The sequence below is a fragment of the Muricoccus nepalensis genome (assembly GCF_006438825.1).
GTDB lineage: Bacteria > Pseudomonadota > Alphaproteobacteria > Acetobacterales > Acetobacteraceae > Roseomonas > Roseomonas nepalensis.
Map to the genome: position 1 here is coordinate 19,379 of NZ_RCZP01000054.1, position 16,700 is coordinate 36,078.

Annotated in this window: 13 protein-coding genes; 4 read left to right on the forward strand and 9 right to left on the reverse strand. The window is 66.5% G+C overall.

Annotated elements, in window-relative coordinates; genetic code table 11:
- Positions 1–16: 16 nt before the first annotated feature.
- A complete protein-coding gene (locus tag EAH89_RS32285) occupies positions 17–967 on the reverse strand; it encodes an AroM family protein (RefSeq protein WP_206667703.1) in 951 nt (316 codons plus the stop codon).
- 1,257 nt (positions 968–2,224) lie between these two features.
- Between EAH89_RS32285 and EAH89_RS27610 the strand changes: the two genes are divergently transcribed.
- Both EAH89_RS27610 and EAH89_RS27615 read left to right on the forward strand, forming a co-directional pair.
- Entirely contained in the window at positions 2,225–4,072 is a 1,848-nt protein-coding gene (locus EAH89_RS27610; RefSeq protein ID WP_140886914.1) for a CocE/NonD family hydrolase, read from the forward strand.
- A gap of 2 nt (positions 4,073–4,074) precedes the next feature.
- On the forward strand, positions 4,075–5,061 hold the full coding sequence (locus EAH89_RS27615) for a Bug family tripartite tricarboxylate transporter substrate binding protein (RefSeq protein WP_140886923.1): 987 nt from the start codon (positions 4,075–4,077) through the stop codon (positions 5,059–5,061).
- A gap of 38 nt (positions 5,062–5,099) precedes the next feature.
- Here EAH89_RS27615 and EAH89_RS27620 read toward each other — a convergent pair whose 3' ends face one another.
- The 5 genes from EAH89_RS27620 to EAH89_RS27640 form a co-directional block, all read right to left on the reverse strand.
- A complete protein-coding gene (locus EAH89_RS27620; protein ID WP_140886915.1) occupies positions 5,100–6,032 on the reverse strand; it encodes an acetamidase/formamidase family protein in 933 nt (310 codons plus the stop codon).
- Between the two features lie 297 nt (positions 6,033–6,329).
- Entirely contained in the window at positions 6,330–7,628 is a 1,299-nt protein-coding gene (locus EAH89_RS27625) for a serine hydrolase domain-containing protein (protein ID WP_140886916.1), read from the reverse strand.
- A gap of 632 nt (positions 7,629–8,260) precedes the next feature.
- Positions 8,261–9,232 carry a Bug family tripartite tricarboxylate transporter substrate binding protein gene (locus EAH89_RS27630; RefSeq protein ID WP_140886917.1) on the reverse strand — a complete coding sequence of 324 codons (972 nt, stop codon included), beginning with the start codon at positions 9,230–9,232 and terminating at the stop codon, positions 8,261–8,263.
- A gap of 42 nt (positions 9,233–9,274) precedes the next feature.
- A complete protein-coding gene (locus EAH89_RS27635; RefSeq protein ID WP_206667705.1) occupies positions 9,275–10,831 on the reverse strand; it encodes a rhodanese-like domain-containing protein in 1,557 nt (518 codons plus the stop codon).
- Positions 10,832–10,853: 22 nt separating this feature from the next.
- Positions 10,854–11,441: a cysteine dioxygenase family protein gene (locus EAH89_RS27640; protein WP_140886918.1), complete on the reverse strand. Its 588-nt coding sequence runs from the start codon at positions 11,439–11,441 to the stop codon at positions 10,854–10,856.
- 308 nt (positions 11,442–11,749) lie between these two features.
- Between EAH89_RS27640 and EAH89_RS27645 the strand changes: the two genes are divergently transcribed.
- A complete protein-coding gene (locus tag EAH89_RS27645; protein ID WP_140886919.1) occupies positions 11,750–12,742 on the forward strand; it encodes a Bug family tripartite tricarboxylate transporter substrate binding protein in 993 nt (330 codons plus the stop codon).
- Between the two features lie 12 nt (positions 12,743–12,754).
- Here the strand turns inward: EAH89_RS27645 and EAH89_RS27650 are convergent, their stop codons facing one another.
- Positions 12,755–13,081: a LysR substrate-binding domain-containing protein gene (locus EAH89_RS27650; protein WP_241667246.1), complete on the reverse strand. Its 327-nt coding sequence runs from the start codon at positions 13,079–13,081 to the stop codon at positions 12,755–12,757.
- On the opposite strand from EAH89_RS27650, the gene EAH89_RS33790 reads away from it, so the two are divergent.
- Entirely contained in the window at positions 13,073–13,474 is a 402-nt protein-coding gene (locus EAH89_RS33790) for a hypothetical protein (protein ID WP_241667247.1), read from the forward strand. The genes EAH89_RS27650 and EAH89_RS33790 overlap by 9 nt on opposite strands.
- A 552-nt stretch (positions 13,475–14,026) precedes the next feature.
- Here the strand turns inward: EAH89_RS33790 and EAH89_RS27660 are convergent.
- Complete coding sequence (locus tag EAH89_RS27660; RefSeq protein WP_140886921.1) at positions 14,027–14,242, reverse strand: hypothetical protein; 216 nt, start codon at positions 14,240–14,242, stop codon at positions 14,027–14,029.
- 869 nt (positions 14,243–15,111) lie between these two features.
- Positions 15,112–15,525, reverse strand: a complete 414-nt coding sequence (locus EAH89_RS27665) for a nuclear transport factor 2 family protein (RefSeq protein WP_140886922.1) — start codon at positions 15,523–15,525, stop codon at positions 15,112–15,114.
- Positions 15,526–16,700 lie beyond the last annotated feature (1,175 nt).

Genomic DNA, 16,700 nt, shown 5'->3' on the forward strand with positions numbered 1-16,700 from the left:
CGAGGAACGGGGCAGGTCAGACCCCGCGTGTGATCAGCAGGCGACGTATCAGCTCCACCGGGGAGCGCGCGTTCAGCTTCGCAAGCCCCCGCCCCCGGTGGATCTCGACGGTGCGATGGCTGATGCCCAGCTTGCGGCCGATCTCCTTGTTCCCACCCCCCTCCAACGCCGCCGCAAGAACGTCGCGTTCGCGTGGGGTGAGGGGTTCAGCGTCACCGGGAAGGTGATCCATCAGCCAGGCTAGCAGGTCGCTGTCGGCGGCGGGCCCGAGGGAGGATGGACCGGGCTGATCCAACAACCCGGCCAGGTGCAGCCGCATCGCTCCGGCAAGGATGCGGCGCGCCGTCACCACCGGCTTACGGGTGAGCGCCGCCATATGGCGTGCGTCGTGCTCGCTGTAACTCACCGAGTGCATGAGGATCAGGTCGGCACTTTTCAGCCGTTCTGCCGCCTCCGCCAGCTCCGCGCTCTCCCCGCCACCGACGACGGCTCGGGCGTTCTGAACGAGGGTACCATGGGCGAGACCGCGATGCTGGCCAGCCAGGCTGTGGATCAGGCCCAGCTCGCAGTCTCCCATCACCAGCGTCGCGATCCAGGCGTCAACCGCGCTTTGGGCGTGGACGAACGAGGTGCGCATGCGAAAGGAGCGGAAGATGCTCGTGCTGGCGAGGACGATCAGGTCGTACCCGCGCCCGTCCAGCTCCTGCAAAAGAGGCTCCAGCCGGTTCACGACAAAGCCGCTGCCGAGGACGACACTCGTTCCGCCTGCTAGGCGAGTATGGAGCCGCGCCTCTCGCGGTCTGGGGACTTGAGCACGGATCTCTGATTCTGCCAGACCATCGAGCACGCCGAATTCCTGAACCTGCAGCCTGCCGGCTGAGGCTTCCAGCAGCATCAGCATCTCCGGGATCACGTCGTCCCGAGGTGTTTGGCCGATGGTGACGATGGCTAGCCTGGGCGACATCATCCTGCCCTTCCCACGCGGGTTTTTCCTCACCCGCCGCCTGGATTGGGGATCGAAGGTTTCGGGAAACGGCGGACCGCCGTCGCTGCAAGGTGCCATCCCGAGGTCGCTGTCGCCAAGAGGCCAATGCCTTGGGAAGCGGCCGTCTCCACCAGTCGTTGCGCGGGACGTTGTGGGTTGGAGTTAGCGGCTGGAGCAGGCCTGCTTTTGCTTGCACTTCCTTCGGTGGAAAATAGTGCGTAGGTCATCTGGCAAGGTGCGGTTCCTCGCATGCCGCGCTGGCCAACTTTTGGCATGGCTCCCGATCGTACAGCCCAATGGTCAGGGATGCTCAACGGGTCTGACGATGACGAGGCCGCCCTTCTCGACGGAGGAGCGGACTCTCACGGCCGCTTCCCAACACTGGGGCCGACTTGTCGAGGCGCCTGCCGACCTGCCTCTTGCCGCTCGTAGTGCGCTGGTCCAGAGCATGCTGATAGCTGGGTTGCTGGAGGTGCTGGACCCTAGCAGCCCATCATTTTTGCCGATTACCTCGGCGGGGCTGGAGACGGTGGGGCCCGCTAGGATTGACGCTGCGGGAGAGGTCGTCGCGAGTGCACGAGAGGGTAAAGGGGGACAGGGGAGCCCGAGTGCCCTGCCGAACACTCGGGAGGGGCTTACTGCCTCCGCTGCCGCCCAGCCGACCTGTACACCGCAACGCGGTGCGGCCGCACACCGCCTGATGCCCTGAAATGCCAATACAAGGCGACCTGATCTGTCCAGCGGTATCGAGGTTCCACGGACTGCCCTGAGCCGGACTGTGCCAACCCACGCAGTCCGTGATCCCTTGGCGCCGCATCGGCCACGTGAGGGCACGAGGCAGGTATCCCTCCTGCGCTGCCTCGAGGGCACCACCATCAGCCAGGTCGCGGAGGCAACTCGTTGGGCGCAGCACGCTGCCCGGCCTTCTGGTCTTGCTGAAGAAGGGCCACGCGGTCCAGGTGCTGAAGCGGGGCAACCGGTCGTCTGGGGTCCCAGGGTGCTAAGGGTAGCTACAGCATCGGCCGTATCGCCACCGGGGAGATGGGCTGATGCTTCCCGCGTCTTGATGCCTACCCAGCCTCTGGGCAGTGTTTAGGGCATGCTGGGTCCCATCCACGCAAGGCTGATCGGCCAGGCGGTTGCTCGCCTTCCAGACTTTGCATCACGGGCGAGATGGGATCCTATGCACCATACGCTGTATGGGAGGACCGCTCCCGCCACTGAAGGGACGTGAACGGCATGGGCGACAGCGATCTCAACAGTGCCGCTTGGCGCGTGACCCCCAGCGCTTACCTCGCCAGCCGGTCCGCCGAATACGCCGTTCCGCCCCAACCCCTCTCGCGCTATCTCGAGATGCAGGACGGATGCCGGGTTGCTCTGGACGCCTGGGTGCCGGAAGGCGTTGTGGGATCGGTACCGGTCATTCTCATCCTCACCCCTTATTATCGTCGGTTTGCAATCGCCGATGGAAGCGACGCTGACGCCATTCCGAACGCCGGCAAGTTTGTCCGTTTCCTGGTCCCGCACGGCTATGCCGTGGTCGTTGTCGACGTGCGCGGCACGGGGGCGAGCTTCGGTACTCGGGACAGTTTCCGCTCGCCCCGCGAGCGTGACGACAGCCGGGAGATTGCGGACTGGGTTGTGGCTCAGCCCTGGTGCAACGGACGGATCGGCGCAACCGGCATCTCCTATCCCGGCGCCGCGTCGGACTTCCTTGCCAGCACGGGGCATCCTGCCGTGAAGGCGATCGCGCCGCTCTTCGCCATGTGGGACACCTGGCAAGACCACTACTATCCCGGTGGCGTTTTCCTGAACCGCCTGTCCCAGTCCTATGACAACCTCATGGTTGCAATGGATCATGATCGGCGCGACCTGTTGAGAAACATCGCCTACTACGCCAACCCCGATCTCCGAGGCCCCGCGCCGGTGGACGAGGATCCGGGCGGCGTACTGCTGGCCCAGGCCATCCAGGAGCACCTTGGCAACTTCCACATGCCCGACTTCATCACGGAGTTCCGGTTTCGCGAGGAGCCGCTGCCCTACGACGTTGGCTTCAGCTCAGCTTCGTTTAGCCCTTATGCCTATCGCGATTACATCCAAGAGGACGTCGCGGTGCTTGCCACCTCTGGTTGGATGGATGGTGTGGGGTTCAGCAACGCGGCGATTGCGCGTTACCTGACGCTGTCGAAGAACCCTGTTCACCTTCTGCTCGGTCCTTGGGACCACGGAGCACGCAGCAACGTCTCGCCTTGGCGAGACGAGGCAGCTTCACAGTTCTCCCTGTTGGGCGAGTTACTGCGCTTCTTCGATCATTACCTCCTGCGTCGCTCCACAGGGTACGAGGTGGAAGCGCGGGTCCACTACTTCTCCATCCATGCCGAGTGCTGGCAGGAGGCTGGAAGCTGGCCTCCCATCGATCAGACCCGGCGATGGCACCTCGCGCCAGCCGGCCTCGAATCGAAGGCCGGTGTAGCAGGCCGCGATGCGTTCCAATTGGACTTCACCACCAGCAGCGGCAACCAGACGCGGTACGAGAGGCTGGCTGCCATCGACACCACCACCTACTACGCCGATTGGGGGGAACGGGCAGTGCGGCTGCCGTCTTGGACCTCCGAGCCGATGGAGGCCGACATGGAGCTCACCGGTCACGGCGTCGTCGACCTCCGGATTGAGTCAAGCGAGCCCGACGCCTCGATCTTCGCCTATCTCTCCGAAGTTGAGGCGGACGGCACAGTACGGTACGTCACCGAAGGATTGCTTCGCGCTCTGCACCGTAAGGAAAGCTCACCCCCGGAACGCTACCGGACAGCTTGGCCATCCCGGAGCTTTGCGCGCCGCGACGCTGCCCCTCTGGTGCCGGGTCAGGCCGAGCGCCTCCGCATACCGTTGCTGCCGACATCCTGGATGATCAAGGCAGGGAGCCGCCTCCGGCTATCCATAGCGGGAGCGGACGCCGGCCACTGTGTTCAGGTGCCGCACGGGCGTCCGCCGATCCTGACCATCCTCTATGGCGGCGACAACGGCTCGGCCTTGGACCTGCCGATGCGCCCATTTCCCCGTTTCATGCCCAAAGGAACGACGCCGTGACGATGTGCCCCCTCAGACGCCGCGCCGTCATCACCGCCGTTCTTGCCACGGGCGCGGCGCTCTCCCAGCGAACAGTGCTGGCACAGGGGGTGTTTCCCACGCAGCCGATCCGCCTCATCGTCTCCCAGGCTGCCGGCTCCAACACCGATGTGGTGGCGCGCTTGATGGCGGAGCCCATGGCACGCAGACTCGGCCAGCCCGTTGTGGTCGAGAACCGGGCAGGCGCCAACGGCGTGATCGCGACGACCTACATCAAGCAGCAGCGTCCGGACGGGCATACCATCGCCCTGGTTGGGGTCTCGCTGCTCACCTTCAATCCCTATCTCTACAGCAACTTGCCTTACGACCCGGCGCGTGACTTCACCTACATCGCGCCAGTGTCGGACACCCCGTTTGTCCTGATCGTCAGCCCAAGGAGTGGTCTCACCTCCCTTGCCGACCTTGTGGCACGCGCAAAGGCGCAGCCCGGGCGGCTGACCTTCTCCAGCGCCGGGATCGGCAACTCGACCCATCTCGCCACCGAGATGCTTGCCGACCGGACTGGCATCCAACTCACGCATGTTCCGTATGCCGGGACCACTCAAGCCTTGACCGCTGTCATGACGGGCGAAGTGGACGCCATGATCAGCGTGCTCGGCAATGCCCTGCCGCAGATCCGCGAACGCTCCCTCGTGCCCCTCGCCGCGGTTGCTGCGGCCCGCTCGCCTGACTTGCCCGACCTGCCCACGCTGACGGAGGCGGGGGTAAATGCCCCTGTTATGCCGGGCTGGCTTGCGCTGGTCGGCCCATCCGGCATGCCCGAGCCGATCGTAACGGCTCTCAACTCGGCCGTGCGTGAGGCCCTGGCAGACCCAGCGGTCACTCGAAACTTGGTGGCTTCCAACATCGTCGCGATCCCCGGATCGGCGGACGACATACGCGGGCGCGTTGCGCGGGACGGGGAGGTTTGGGGCGGGTTCATCAGGGCGAAGAACTTGCGAGTGGAGTGATGCTACCGCCTGATGGTCCTGTTCGACAGACCTGACCGCTAACGACCGCTGGATCCTCCATCCTGCCGCTTCGTCAGCCAGCGCTTGGCAATTCGGCAGGCGACCGTGAAGGCCGGGTTGAAGACGTTGCCGACGTCGTAGCGGACAACCTGTCCCATCAGGTGACTGGCGGCCCGGGCGTCCAGACCGTAATCCTCACCCAGCCACCGCAGCATCTCGGTCGTGGCGTGCTGCAGCGCTTGATCAAGCGGCCTGGCGTTGCCGATCGTGAAGATGTCGTCGATGGTCTCGCCACGCGGCCAGGTAATAGTCCTCTTCAGAACACGGAGCGTTACCTCCATCTCGAAGGAGGTCTCGATGCCGGTGCCGACGATCTCACCGTCTCCCTGGCAGGCGTGCCCGTCGCCAAGATAGAAGAGCGCGCCCGGCACGGAAATCGGGAACCAGGCCGTCGTCCCCGGCGCGAACAGGCGGTAGTCCATATTGCCGCCATTCTGCGCGCTCGTCGCGGTGGATAGTGCTTGCCCGCCGGCCGGCGCGACGCCGAAGCAGCCGATCATGGGTTGTAGTGGTGGGGCGAATGTCTCCAACCCCTTCGCCGGCTCCTGCAGCCGCACGCTTCTGGTCTTGCTGTCGATCTCCCAGACATGGCGTTGCTGCGGCGGGTGGTCGGCGATCGCGGCCGGATCCAGCACGGTGAGGGCAAGGGGCGAATAGGTCCAGCCCGTCGAGCGGCTTGGCGTCAGCCGCTCAATATGGACGGCCAGCGTGTCGCCAGGCTCAGCGCCTTCGACAAAGAACGGCCCCGTCATTGGGTTCGGCCGGCTGGCCACCGTCATCTCCTGAGCGTCCATTCCGGACGCGTCGATGGTATCTGTCACCACCGTGTCGCCGTTGGCGATGCGAAGGCACGGCTCAGCGGTACCGAGCACGTTGAAGTAGCGGGTAGGACGAAAGCGGTGCGTGGCCATCGGCTTCTCTGACAGCTCCCCAGGTGTGGGTCGTGTGGTCCTCCGAGGAGAAGGCGGCAAGGGCTACAGCAGCCCGACCGGCAGCACGCCCCTGAAGCGTTTGTACGCCGGCCAGCTATCTCGACCGAAGGTGACCAAAGCTGTCAACTCCGCTTCGACCACGCCCTCTGTCCACGGCGCAGCCGTGCCACCGGCTACGCCCTCATGATCCACGTCGATACGCTGGGCTGCCCCGGTGTTTGAACGGGAAACCGCCTGGGTAAAGGAGGTTCCAGGCGCGGGTTTACCCGCCTCGGCTTAGCTGAAGGCCTGATAGACGAGCTGCCGGATCGCATACCGGTATTGCAGGCGGTCCGATGGCCCCTGGAGCATGAGCACGGCGTAGAGCCCCTCCTTCGGGTCCACCCAGAAGTAGGTGCCGTAGGCGCCGCCCCAGGAGTAGTCCCCGACGCTCCCCGGCACCGGGCTGCGCCCCTCCTCCAGCCGGACCTCGAAGCCCAGGCCGAAGCCGTAGCCGACGACCGGGGATGGGGCGAGGCCGCCGAAGCGCGAGAACAGGTCTGGGCTGTACTCGGTGCCGGGTGGAAGATGGTTAGACGTCATCAGCTCGATCGTCTTCGGCGAAACGATGCGCGTTCCGCCCAACTCGCCGCCGTTGAGAAGCATCTGGCAGAAGCGCGCGTAGTCCGAGGCGGTCGAAACCATGCCGCCGCCGCCCGAGAACCATTGCGGCTTCTCCAGCGCATCGGGGAAGGACTGCCGGCGGCCGGTCACCGGGTCCACCTGCGCCCGCGCCACGCGCCCCTCCGCCTCAGGCGGCGCCCAAAAGCCGGTATCCGTCAGGCCGAGAGGGTTGCTGATCCGCTCGCGGATGAAACGGTCGAGGTCCATGCCGCTCACCACCTCAACGATCCGCCCGACCACGTCCGTGGAGTGGCTGTACTCCCAATGCGTCCCGGGCTGATACATCAGCGGCAGGCGGGCAAGATTGGTTATGAACTGGGCGCTCGTCTGGTCGCGGTTGGCGACCCTTGCCTCCCCATAGGCGCGCTGCACGGGATTGGCGCCGGCCACCCCCTCACCAGCGGCATAGGTGAGGCCGGAGGTGTGCCGCAGCAGGTCCTGGACCGTGGGGGGGCGGATCACCGCGGCGCGCTCGGCTCCGACCACCGCGTCCCCGAACTCGGGCAAGTAGCGGCTGACCGGGTGCCAGAGCATGACGCGCCCCTCCTCAGCCAGCATCATGAGAGCCAGCGAGGCAAAGGGCTTGGTCATCGACGCGATGCGGAACACGGCATTCGCCGGCATGGGCGCCTGGCTGTCACGGTCCCGGAAGCCGACGGCCTGCTCGTAGGCGACCTGTCCCTTGCGACCAACGACGACCACGGCGCCGGGAATACGGTTGGCGGTCACCTCGTCGCGGAGCCAGCCCGCGATCCGGCCGAGGCGGTCTGTCGACAGTCCCGCCTCCTCCGCCCGCCCGGCCCGCGGCAGGGCCGCCGCGGCTGCTCGCGCGGGCGGGCTAGCGCCACCACCCACCAAGCCGGCCACGGCGGCGCTACCAACGAGCGACAGTGCATTGCGCCGATGCAGCATTGTTCCGCTCCCCAGGACACTGGCGTGTTCTTCCGCCTTGATGAGCGGCCCGACCCGGATTGCCGCCAGGACTGAGTTCCCCACCAGGACGGTCAGGTGTCAATTACCGAAATGCGGTGAGGCATGCGCCTCGCGCGTTCGCTGCCCGGCAAGGATGGTTGGGCGCTCTGATCTGTCTTGAGTCAGAGGCTGTTGGTGCGTCTTGCACGCGGAACACGGTGTGATCCTGCACTCGTGAGAGGTCGTCCTCTTGCCCGGAGATGGCACGACCGAGGGTCAAGCTGGCCTGCCTGCGCCGAAGCGACCCGCCGGTTACGCGAACCGCCGACTGTTTTGAGGCGCCTGAGTTTACTGGTGCCGATGCAGCGTCAGCCCTCGAGGGGGCCTATGCTAGAACCCCGGCCGCCGGAGTATGTCCGCACTGCATCAGTGCGGATCGGCCCCTCCGCGCTGCGAGCCGTTGCTCACACCCGGCGTGATCGGGACGATGAGGCGGATGGGCCTATCGGGCCAGGCAGCCTGGGCGGCCGTCGACCGCAGCCGAGCCGCAGCGCTTCGGAAAACTCAACGCATCCCCATCTTCCTCAAGTCCCGCAGCACTCCCATTCCTGCAAACGGCTGGAGGCTTCATTTCAGTCGGCTCGGATGCCGGTCTCGCGGATCAGTCCGGCCCAGCGGCGAAGGTTGGTGTCGATCAGCGCCGTCAGCACTTCCGGCGGGCCGCCGATCGTCTCGAATCCCACCTCCTCCAAACGCGCGCGCAGCGTCGGCTCCTCCAGCACGGCGTTGCAGGCAGCGTTCATGCCCGTCACGACCTCCGCCGGCGTACCGGCTGGGAAGAGCACGCCTTCCCAGTTCGTCACCTCGAAGTCGGGATAGCCGAGTTCCGCCATGGTCGGCACCTCGGGAAGCGCGCGCGCCCGCTCCTTCGTGCTGACGGCCAGCGGGACCAGGGCGCCGCTCCGGATATGCGGCACCACGGGCGCGGCGGTGACCCAGATGGCGTCCACATGCCCTGCCAGCGCGTCCGACACGGCGGGACCGCCGCCACGATAGGGCACGTGCGTCCAGCGTCCGCGCGTCATCACCTGCATCAGCGCCCCCGCGAGATGCCCGCTGCTGGCATTGCCGGGCGAGGCGATGTTGAGCCGCCCCTCCCGCTTCTCCGCCTCCGCCAGGAGCCCTCCGAGGTCGCGGACGCCCAGGGAGGGATGCGCCAGCAGCACCTGCGGCGCGCGGCACAGCAGGACGGACGGCACGAAGCTGCGCCTGGCGTCCCAGGTGACGGGCTGGAGCGCGGGGTTCACGGTCAGCGCGTCGGAGGCGACCAGCGCCGTGTAGCCGTCCGGTGCCGCGCGGGCGACGAGGTCTATCCCGATGTTGCCCGCGGCCCCGCCCCGGTTCTCCACGACGACCGGGGCGCCGAGGCGGGGCTGCAAGCGCTCTGCCACCTGCCGCGTGAGGAGATCCACGCTGCCGCCGGCCGCCAGAGGGACGACGAAGCGAACCGGGCGTTCCGGCCAGGCAGCGAGGGCGGGGCGCGCCGGCGCAAGGAAGGCCGTGCCGACACCGGCTCTCAGCAGGCTCCTTCTCGTTGACCGCATGATCGCCTTCTCCCTTCCGGAGTTTCCCCGCCTTCCGCCGTCTCAACCGGGCGGCAGGAAGCGCCAGGCGGCGCGCTCTGCCCTGTCGAGCTTTTCGATCAACCCCATCTCCCAGGCCAGGTACTGCCGTGCGGCCGCCTTGTTGCCGTCGTGCCGGTCGTGGACGAAGAAGAGGAAGTCGATGCAGTCCGCGTCGCGCGGGTCCTGCGGCGTCGCTTCCACCGCGAGCCCGGCGGCTCGCCACGAGGCAGGATCGCCCCGGTGCCAGTGCGTCGCGACGATACCGCGCTCCGCGAGGTCCAGCGCCGCCAGTCGCGCCAGGTCTCCCTCCGCCGCGATCAGCACGAGCGCTCCGGATGGCGCCGAGACCCCGTCCAGCCGCGGGCGGATCGCCCAGCGCGCCCCGGCCAGGTGTCCGGCCCGATAGGCCATGGAGGAGCGCAGGTCGAGCAGGGCGGCGCCGGCCGCCACCAGCCCGGGCAGCTCCGCGGCGGTGGCGGGGGCAAGGCTGGGCAACGCCGGCCTTGCGGTGGGGGATGGAAGGGGCAGGCTGGCCGCGAGTCCTTCGGTGAGCACGAAGGCGTCCCAACCCATCTGGCGCAGCCACGCCGCCACCATGGGCGCGCGCACGCCCTCGCTGTCGAAGAGAACGAGGCGGGCGCCGCGCACCCCGACATACTGATCGGTCGCCTGCAGAAGCTGGCCGCCCGGTGCGGACTGCGCGCCGGGCAAGGAACCGGCGGCGAACTCCTCGGGCGTCCGTACGTCGCAGAGGAAGGTGCTGCGGGTCGGATCGCCCATCCAGGCCGTGAGCGTCCTGGCGTCCGCCCACCCGACCTCGGCGCGCGCGGCATGCGCCTCCGCCCGGGACCGCGCCTGGGCCATGTCCCCGGCCGGCGCCGGATAGAGCCGGTTCGCGCCGTGGTCGAGGGGAAGATCGGCGAGGAACCAGCCCTGGGTCCCGTTCTCCAGGGCCAGAACCGGGTTGGGCACGCCGAGATGGCGGAGGGTCTGCGCGCCGATGATGCTGCGCGTGCGGCCCGCGCAGTTCACCACGATCGTCGTCTCCGGATCGGGCGCCAGGGCGGCGATCCGCAGCGCCAGCTCGCCATTCGGGCAGCAGATGCTGCCGGGGATGGTCATCTTCCGGTACTCGTCGACCGGACGGCCATCCAGCACGACGAGCTTGTCCCCGCGCGCCTGCCGTTCCGCCAACTCCGGCGCGGTGATGTGCGGCGTGCCGTAGACATGCTCCGCCATCTCGCCGAAGGACTTGCTCGGCAGGTTCACGCCGGCGAAGAGCTCGTAGCCCGCCGCCTTCCAGGCGGTCGCGCCGCCGTCCAGCGCATGGACGGCGGCGTACCCCATCGCCTCGAGCCGTGCCGCGGCCCGCAGCGCGATGCCGTCCCCTTCGTCGAGCAGGACGATGCGCGTGGCCCGGCGCGGCACCAGCCGGCCGATCTCCAGCTCCAGGCGGGAGTAGGGCAGGGGGACGGCGTAGAAGGGGTGCGCCTCCCCGAATTGCCCGTGCTCCCGCACGTCGAGCAGCGCGATCTCGGCGCCGTCGTGCAGCCATTCCTTGAGCGTGGGGGCGTCCACCGGTCGCATCGCTCCGCTCACCTCAGCGCTTCGTCTGCACGCCGATCGGCATGGGCTTCACGGTCTTCGCCGCCACGTCGTACGTGACGCGCTCGCTCAGCACCTCCAGCGCGCGGCCGTAGAGGTGAAGGTGGCGGATGGGGCGGTCGCCGACAATGTCGACGGAGTGGATGTCGTCCGGCATCAGCGCGATCCCGCTGCCGGCCTTCACCACGATCATCTCCTTGCTCTCCAGCTCCGCGTGGCCGGGACGGCTACCGTCGTCCGTGCGGTGCCAGACCGTGTTGTGCTCCTCACCCTCCACGCCCGCGATGCAGGCCCAGGTCGTGTGGTCGTGGGGAGGGATCTTCCGGCCCGGCAGCATGGTGTTCAGGTAAAGGGCATAGGTCTGGTCCGGGTCCTCCGCGATCAGGTAGCGGGCCTGCCGCGTGTCCTCGCCGGGAGAGGGGAAGTCATCGGCCGGCCACAGGCTGGGCTGGGCGGCGAGGCCCTTCAGCACCTCCAGCACCCGGCCGAGCGTCGCCCGGTCCAGCGCGCGGTCGCCGATCAGTTCTCGAACCTGACCGATGGCCTGACCCACCGCGTCCTGACGTTCCGATTTGATAGACATTCCCGTTCCCCGGAATCCTTGCCTCTCAGGTTGAGCATGTGCCGGCCGGCCCGACAAACGCATTCCTGAAGGAGGAAACATAAAAGGGCCTGATGCCTGGAGCACCTGGTGCCCGGCAACACCCTCTCCCTCCGGACCGACGCCTTTCGGGGCCAACAAGCCCGGGCTCCGGCCGACCGAACCCGGCCCTGGTCTGTCCAGTACATCAGCGAAGCTTATAGATCCCTCGCGCACAATACGTTTGGCAGGCGGACCGGCGGGGATCAGGAATAAGCACTCGGAGCGGTTGCCGGCAGAGAGGAAGAACGATGGCGCACGAACACGGCCGCAGAGCCCTCCTCCTGGCAGCCCCGGCCACCCTGACGGCGCGGCCCGGCCCTGCGCCCGCGCAGAGCCCTTGGGCACCCTCCCGCCCGCTGCGCCTCATCGTCCCCTTCGCCCCTGGCGGCTCCACGGACGTGGCGGCCCGCATCCTTGCCGAGCGCATGGGCGAAACCCTGGGCCAGCCCGTGGTGGTCGAGAACCGCGCCGGCGCCGGCGGCGCGATCGGGACCGAGGCCGTGGCGCGGGCGGCGCCCGACGGCCACACGCTGCTCCTCGGCACGAACGGCGTGATGACCATCGCGCCCAATCTCGGCCTCATGCGGAGCGTGAGCATCGGTCGGGACCTCGCGCCCGTCTCGCTCGCCTTCCGCTCGGACATTCTCGTGGTGGTGCCCGCCGGGCTCCCGGCAAGATCGCTTCCCGAGTTCCTGGCGCTGGCGCGCGCGAAGCCGGGCGGGATCTCCTATGGCTCAAGCGGCGTGGGCACGGCGACCCACATCTTTACCGAGGTCTTCGCCGGCGCGGCCGGGATCGAGCTGACGCATGTCCCGTACCGGGGCAGCGGGCAAGCGATGAGCGACCTGATCGCGGGCACGATCCAGCTCCTTCTCGACCAGCCCGCCTCCTCCCTCGGCCCGGTTCGCGAGGGAAGCCTCCGTGCCCTGGCCAGCACGGGTCACCAGCGCAACCCGCTTCTGCCGGACGTGCCCACCGTGGCGGAGTTTGGGCTGCAGGGTGCCGAGAGCACCTCGTGGGGCGCCATCATGGCGCCGGCGGGCACACCGTCGTCCGCGGTCGAGCGCGTCAGCCTGGCCGTCCGCGAGGCCGTGGCCCGACCCGAGAGCGCACGGCGCCTCGCCCAGGCAGGCCTCGACGGGGAGGCCTCCTCCCCGGGCGAGCTGGGTGCCTTTATCCGGACCGAGACGGAGCGCCTGGGTGAGGTGATCCGGCAGCGGAACATCCGCGTGGAGGGATAACCGCCCGCCGCCTCAGAACGCGATGTCGGAAAGGCCATAGAAGACCCGCCGTGCCGCCTCTGCGCTGCCGGTGCGAAGCGGCTCATTGGACAGGACCAGGAACAACGGCGCGTCGCGCCGGTGCGCGAAATCCGCGCCGCAAAACCACGCGGTGGGCGAGCGGTGCCGCACCAGGCGCGGATAGCTGCGGCGGTCCGGCGTCGTGATCGCGAGGTCCAGTTCGCCCCGCTCCAGCTCCTCTATCAGGAAGGGACTGCGGCCTGGGCGAATCTCCAGCAGGATGTTCCGGTGGCTCCGGGCGATGCGGCCGAGCAGCGCTGGCAACATGCTGTGCACCACGTCATTGTTCACAGCGAGACGCACCACCTCGGCCGGCCCACCGGGATCGAGGGCGGCATTGGCCTCGTCATTGAGAGCGACGAGGCGACGGGCGTAGGTGAGCGGTCGAAGCCCCTCCTCGGTGAGACGCTTATGGCGGCCATCTCATCCGAAGAGCGCGCGGCCCGTCATCGCCTCTCGGCGCTGCATCTGCTGGCTGACCGCAGACTGGGTACGATGGACGCAGGCGGCCGCGGCGGCGAAGCTAACGGCATCGGCCACGGTGACGAAGCTCCGGGGCAGATCGAGGTCGAGGTTGCGCGTCGCGGCGGCATCATCAGGTTTCCTAATGTGCGCCCCCTGGGGAGCGCTCTCGTCACCCGGCGAGGGCCGTCAAATCATGATCAGCGCTAGAGTCATAGGTAGCGGTAGTGCTGCTCAAGATGAGGCACGTTCGGGACTTCGCGCTTCCCACAGACGTCGGCGAGGCAGGAGCGACGATGCAGGACACCCAGACAGCTTCCACTTCTTACAACAGTGGACGATCAGCTCCGAGATTCCGAGTTTGCGGCAGCTCCCAATAACCGCCGTGCAGCTCTTCGCCTGCTTCAGGTCGAGGGCAATCCGTTCGTTCTTGTGCCGTTTCTGCTTCCTGGCACTGCCCCCTCCTAGGAGGCTTACAGTGCTCGAAAAACTTGCCCCTACATCGGATCAGTTTTGAGGGTTAGGACCGTCCTGGGCAGCAACACGTGCAGCGATGATTGGCGGTGGCGAAGCCGTCAGCGCTGCTCCAATGCTTTGGCTTGATGCGGCGCGTTGACAGGGTGGCTGAGCGGCAACCCATCTTGCCCGGAATGCAACTCAGCAATCGTCGAGAGGTCAAAGCTAAGCATTCCATTCAGGGCACTGATGCAGACCGCTTGGGTAAGGAAGCCCACTGAGGTGTGTCTTGGATGCTTGAAGCGCCTACCGGTTGGCGGCCTTGTGTGTACCGACGTTCTCGTGCCACTCGACAGGTATGCCATCCCAGGACGTCAGCTGTTTGCCCGGCCACTTCTTGCGCAGATACACGTGGTAAGCCTCTGACGTTGCCTCGACGTAGCCTGACTTCCCGTCGACGAGCTTAAGATGCTGTGCGAGTTGTTCGGCCTGATCCAGCATGTACCGGTCCGGCTCGCTCATAGCCATCTTCCTTCTGTGTGTCTCAACTGGCGTTCACCAAGCGGGTGCAAATCAAACGGGAAACGATAGCAGATAGGCAGACGCTCCGAGCCTAGGCGGCTATGACCCGACTTGGGACAACATTCCAGATGTCACGATTGTGCAGCAGCACGTCCGCACCTGACGTCAAGCACGCAACTTCACCATCGAAAGATGCGGCCGATACAAATTTCCATCCGTGTCCCTCACCTCGACGCGCACGCCGCGAACGGTAGGGATGGTCCTCACGACAGTCCCATGTCGGGCTGTTGTGATGCCCGCACCTGTTGTCTTAAAGCGAACTGCCGCGCCACGCTTGAACAAATTTGCCAAGGTCAATCTCCATTCCGTCACACCACACATAGTTATGCATGCCGTGAATGGCAAATCACTCGACCTCTGCAAGCGACAAGGTGTTCCGTAGGATGCATCCGAGTCTACACGCCGCTTCTCCTGCTCCGACTGCGCTAGAGTACATTTCTTCTCCTACAGTGGCAGACATCATCTATATGACGACCTGTTTGCGCTCAGAGGCTCTCGTTAAGCGGCACCCTTTTCAGGCCACCCGCTTGCTACGATACTGAGGCTTTCCATTGTGCCGCCAAGGCGTTCCAAGGTCTTCACGTCCTGGCGGCGGGGCTCGACATTGTCTGTATGCGCGACATCCGGCTCGGACCGGGCGCGCTTTTTCGAGACCTTAGGTTCGGCCGGGCTTGATCTCCAGCATCGGTGGCGCCTGGTTCCTCCCCCGGATGGTCGCGGTGTTTCGTGCCGTCGAGCTCAGCTCCACAGCCCAGGTATTCGACGGCTCTACCTCGACAGGCTGACTAACCGCCCAGTTGACGGTGCCCTCAGCTCTGACCGTCGGCGGAGCGTCTGAACTCCGCCGTCGCCTCATCCAGGAACACGTAAAGGGCAGCAATGCGTCCGTCGCGGACGACGATCACGTCCCAGCCGGTATACTCCGCCTCCTCGCCATGCGGGCCGGAGCCCCAGGCGAGGCGTCCCGCATTGTGGAGCACCTGCGGGGCGCCGTGCGGCGTGTAGACGAAGTGAGGATGCGTCGCGCGTAGCTTGCCAGCAAACTCGCCAATTGCATCCTGTCCTTCCACGATCCCGGGGGGAGCATACAGAACGGCGTCATTGGTCCAGAGATCATTGATTGCGGCGCGGCGGCGCTGCGCATCACCCTCTCCGAAGACCTCCTGAAGGTTGCGTCGAAGCAATTCACGGATCCGCTCCGGGGACTCGCTGGACTGGATCATCTCATGTCTCCTGACTTGATGGTCGGCAACATCGGACGCAAAAATCGGCCGGGCCATGCCGCGCTCCCGGGGTTGGTCTCCTGGACTGCGGCGCGAGCCGCAACCTGCGCAAGGACGAACCATCCGCTGGGTACGATCACCGGCTCGAGGCTGTGATGGGTGCTGGGGTTGTGCAGCGCAGGTGCGGTCGAATGCGGTTGAACGAGAGAATACAGGGGGAGCTCTGCCGCTCGGTTCAGGCGTGGCAGCCGTCGAGGGGGCTGCGCCTACCTCCGATGGCAACGACGTTGAGCAGACATCCTCAAGGGCTGGATGAACCGAGCCTGGTCGCCGAGTTGAGAGTGGAAAACGACGGCGCGCTCACGAGTTCGAGCCGCTCGTCAAAACGGTTACCTTGTCAGCGAACTGTTTCGTCATGAGCGGTCTCCTTGGGCGGCGCTGCAAGCGATGCCGCCCCTTCAAGTGACGGCAAAGCGGCAATACATATAGTGGACGGTCGCGGCACACAGCGTTCTACTAAAGGAACGCTGATCTCTCGCCCGCCTCCCTGCACGACAGCCGAGGGGGTGCGGCCCTCCTGGCCGTGTCACGCCGTCCGTAGCCATTCCTCACCCGCTGCTGTGCCGACCGCGGCTACGCCGGGTCGCGAGTGGCCCAGGCTTGGCCCACGGCTCTCACGGTCGTCGGTCGTGCACCCGAGCAGGAAGCGGCCGCCGTGCAGCCTAGGCGGTGGGTAGTGGAGGGTTCCTTCATTTGGTCGCTGCCGACGCCTCACTTGTGACCACGAGGCAGCCGTTAACTCCGCCGTTGCCTTCTTCGCCCTTGCTGCCGCCATGGTCCTCGTCAGGCGTCTGGCTCAGCCGTTATGAAGCGGGCTCCTAGCCATTCCACCCATCTCAAGAACGCTTCGGCTTCACGGAACAGGTGGACTGCCGGGCAACAGCCCCTGTGGAGTGACACGCTCATAAGACCGAGGAGTGCCGCCATTCCCTCAGGCGTATTTCACGCCCGGTCCGCTGCGCCCTTTCGCATCTCGGTTTCGGACGTCGTTGGTTGCTAGCGGGACATAACCTCAAAGCTTGGTCTACCCGGAACACAACGGTTCGCCGTTAGGCCGCCAAGCTTCGCGACATGCAAGGATCGACGGGATCGCCTTGCGGACCTGGAAGTAGCCT

Bases quoted from the DNA above. Each gene is read 5' to 3' on its own strand.
- EAH89_RS32285 (WP_206667703.1), bottom strand. From the start codon at position 967: ATGATGTCGCCCAGGCTAGCCATCGTCACCATCGGCCAAACACCTCGG.
- EAH89_RS27610 (WP_140886914.1), top strand. From the start codon at position 2,225: ATGGGCGACAGCGATCTCAACAGTGCCGCTTGGCGCGTGACCCCCAGC.
- EAH89_RS27615 (WP_140886923.1), top strand. From the start codon at position 4,075: ATGTGCCCCCTCAGACGCCGCGCCGTCATCACCGCCGTTCTTGCCACG.
- EAH89_RS27620 (WP_140886915.1), bottom strand. From the start codon at position 6,032: ATGGCCACGCACCGCTTTCGTCCTACCCGCTACTTCAACGTGCTCGGT.
- EAH89_RS27625 (WP_140886916.1), bottom strand. From the start codon at position 7,628: ATGCTGCATCGGCGCAATGCACTGTCGCTCGTTGGTAGCGCCGCCGTG.
- EAH89_RS27630 (WP_140886917.1), bottom strand. From the start codon at position 9,232: ATGCGGTCAACGAGAAGGAGCCTGCTGAGAGCCGGTGTCGGCACGGCC.
- EAH89_RS27640 (WP_140886918.1), bottom strand. From the start codon at position 11,441: ATGTCTATCAAATCGGAACGTCAGGACGCGGTGGGTCAGGCCATCGGT.
- EAH89_RS27645 (WP_140886919.1), top strand. From the start codon at position 11,750: ATGGCGCACGAACACGGCCGCAGAGCCCTCCTCCTGGCAGCCCCGGCC.
- EAH89_RS27660 (WP_140886921.1), bottom strand. From the start codon at position 14,242: ATGAGCGAGCCGGACCGGTACATGCTGGATCAGGCCGAACAACTCGCA.
- EAH89_RS27665 (WP_140886922.1), bottom strand. From the start codon at position 15,525: ATGATCCAGTCCAGCGAGTCCCCGGAGCGGATCCGTGAATTGCTTCGA.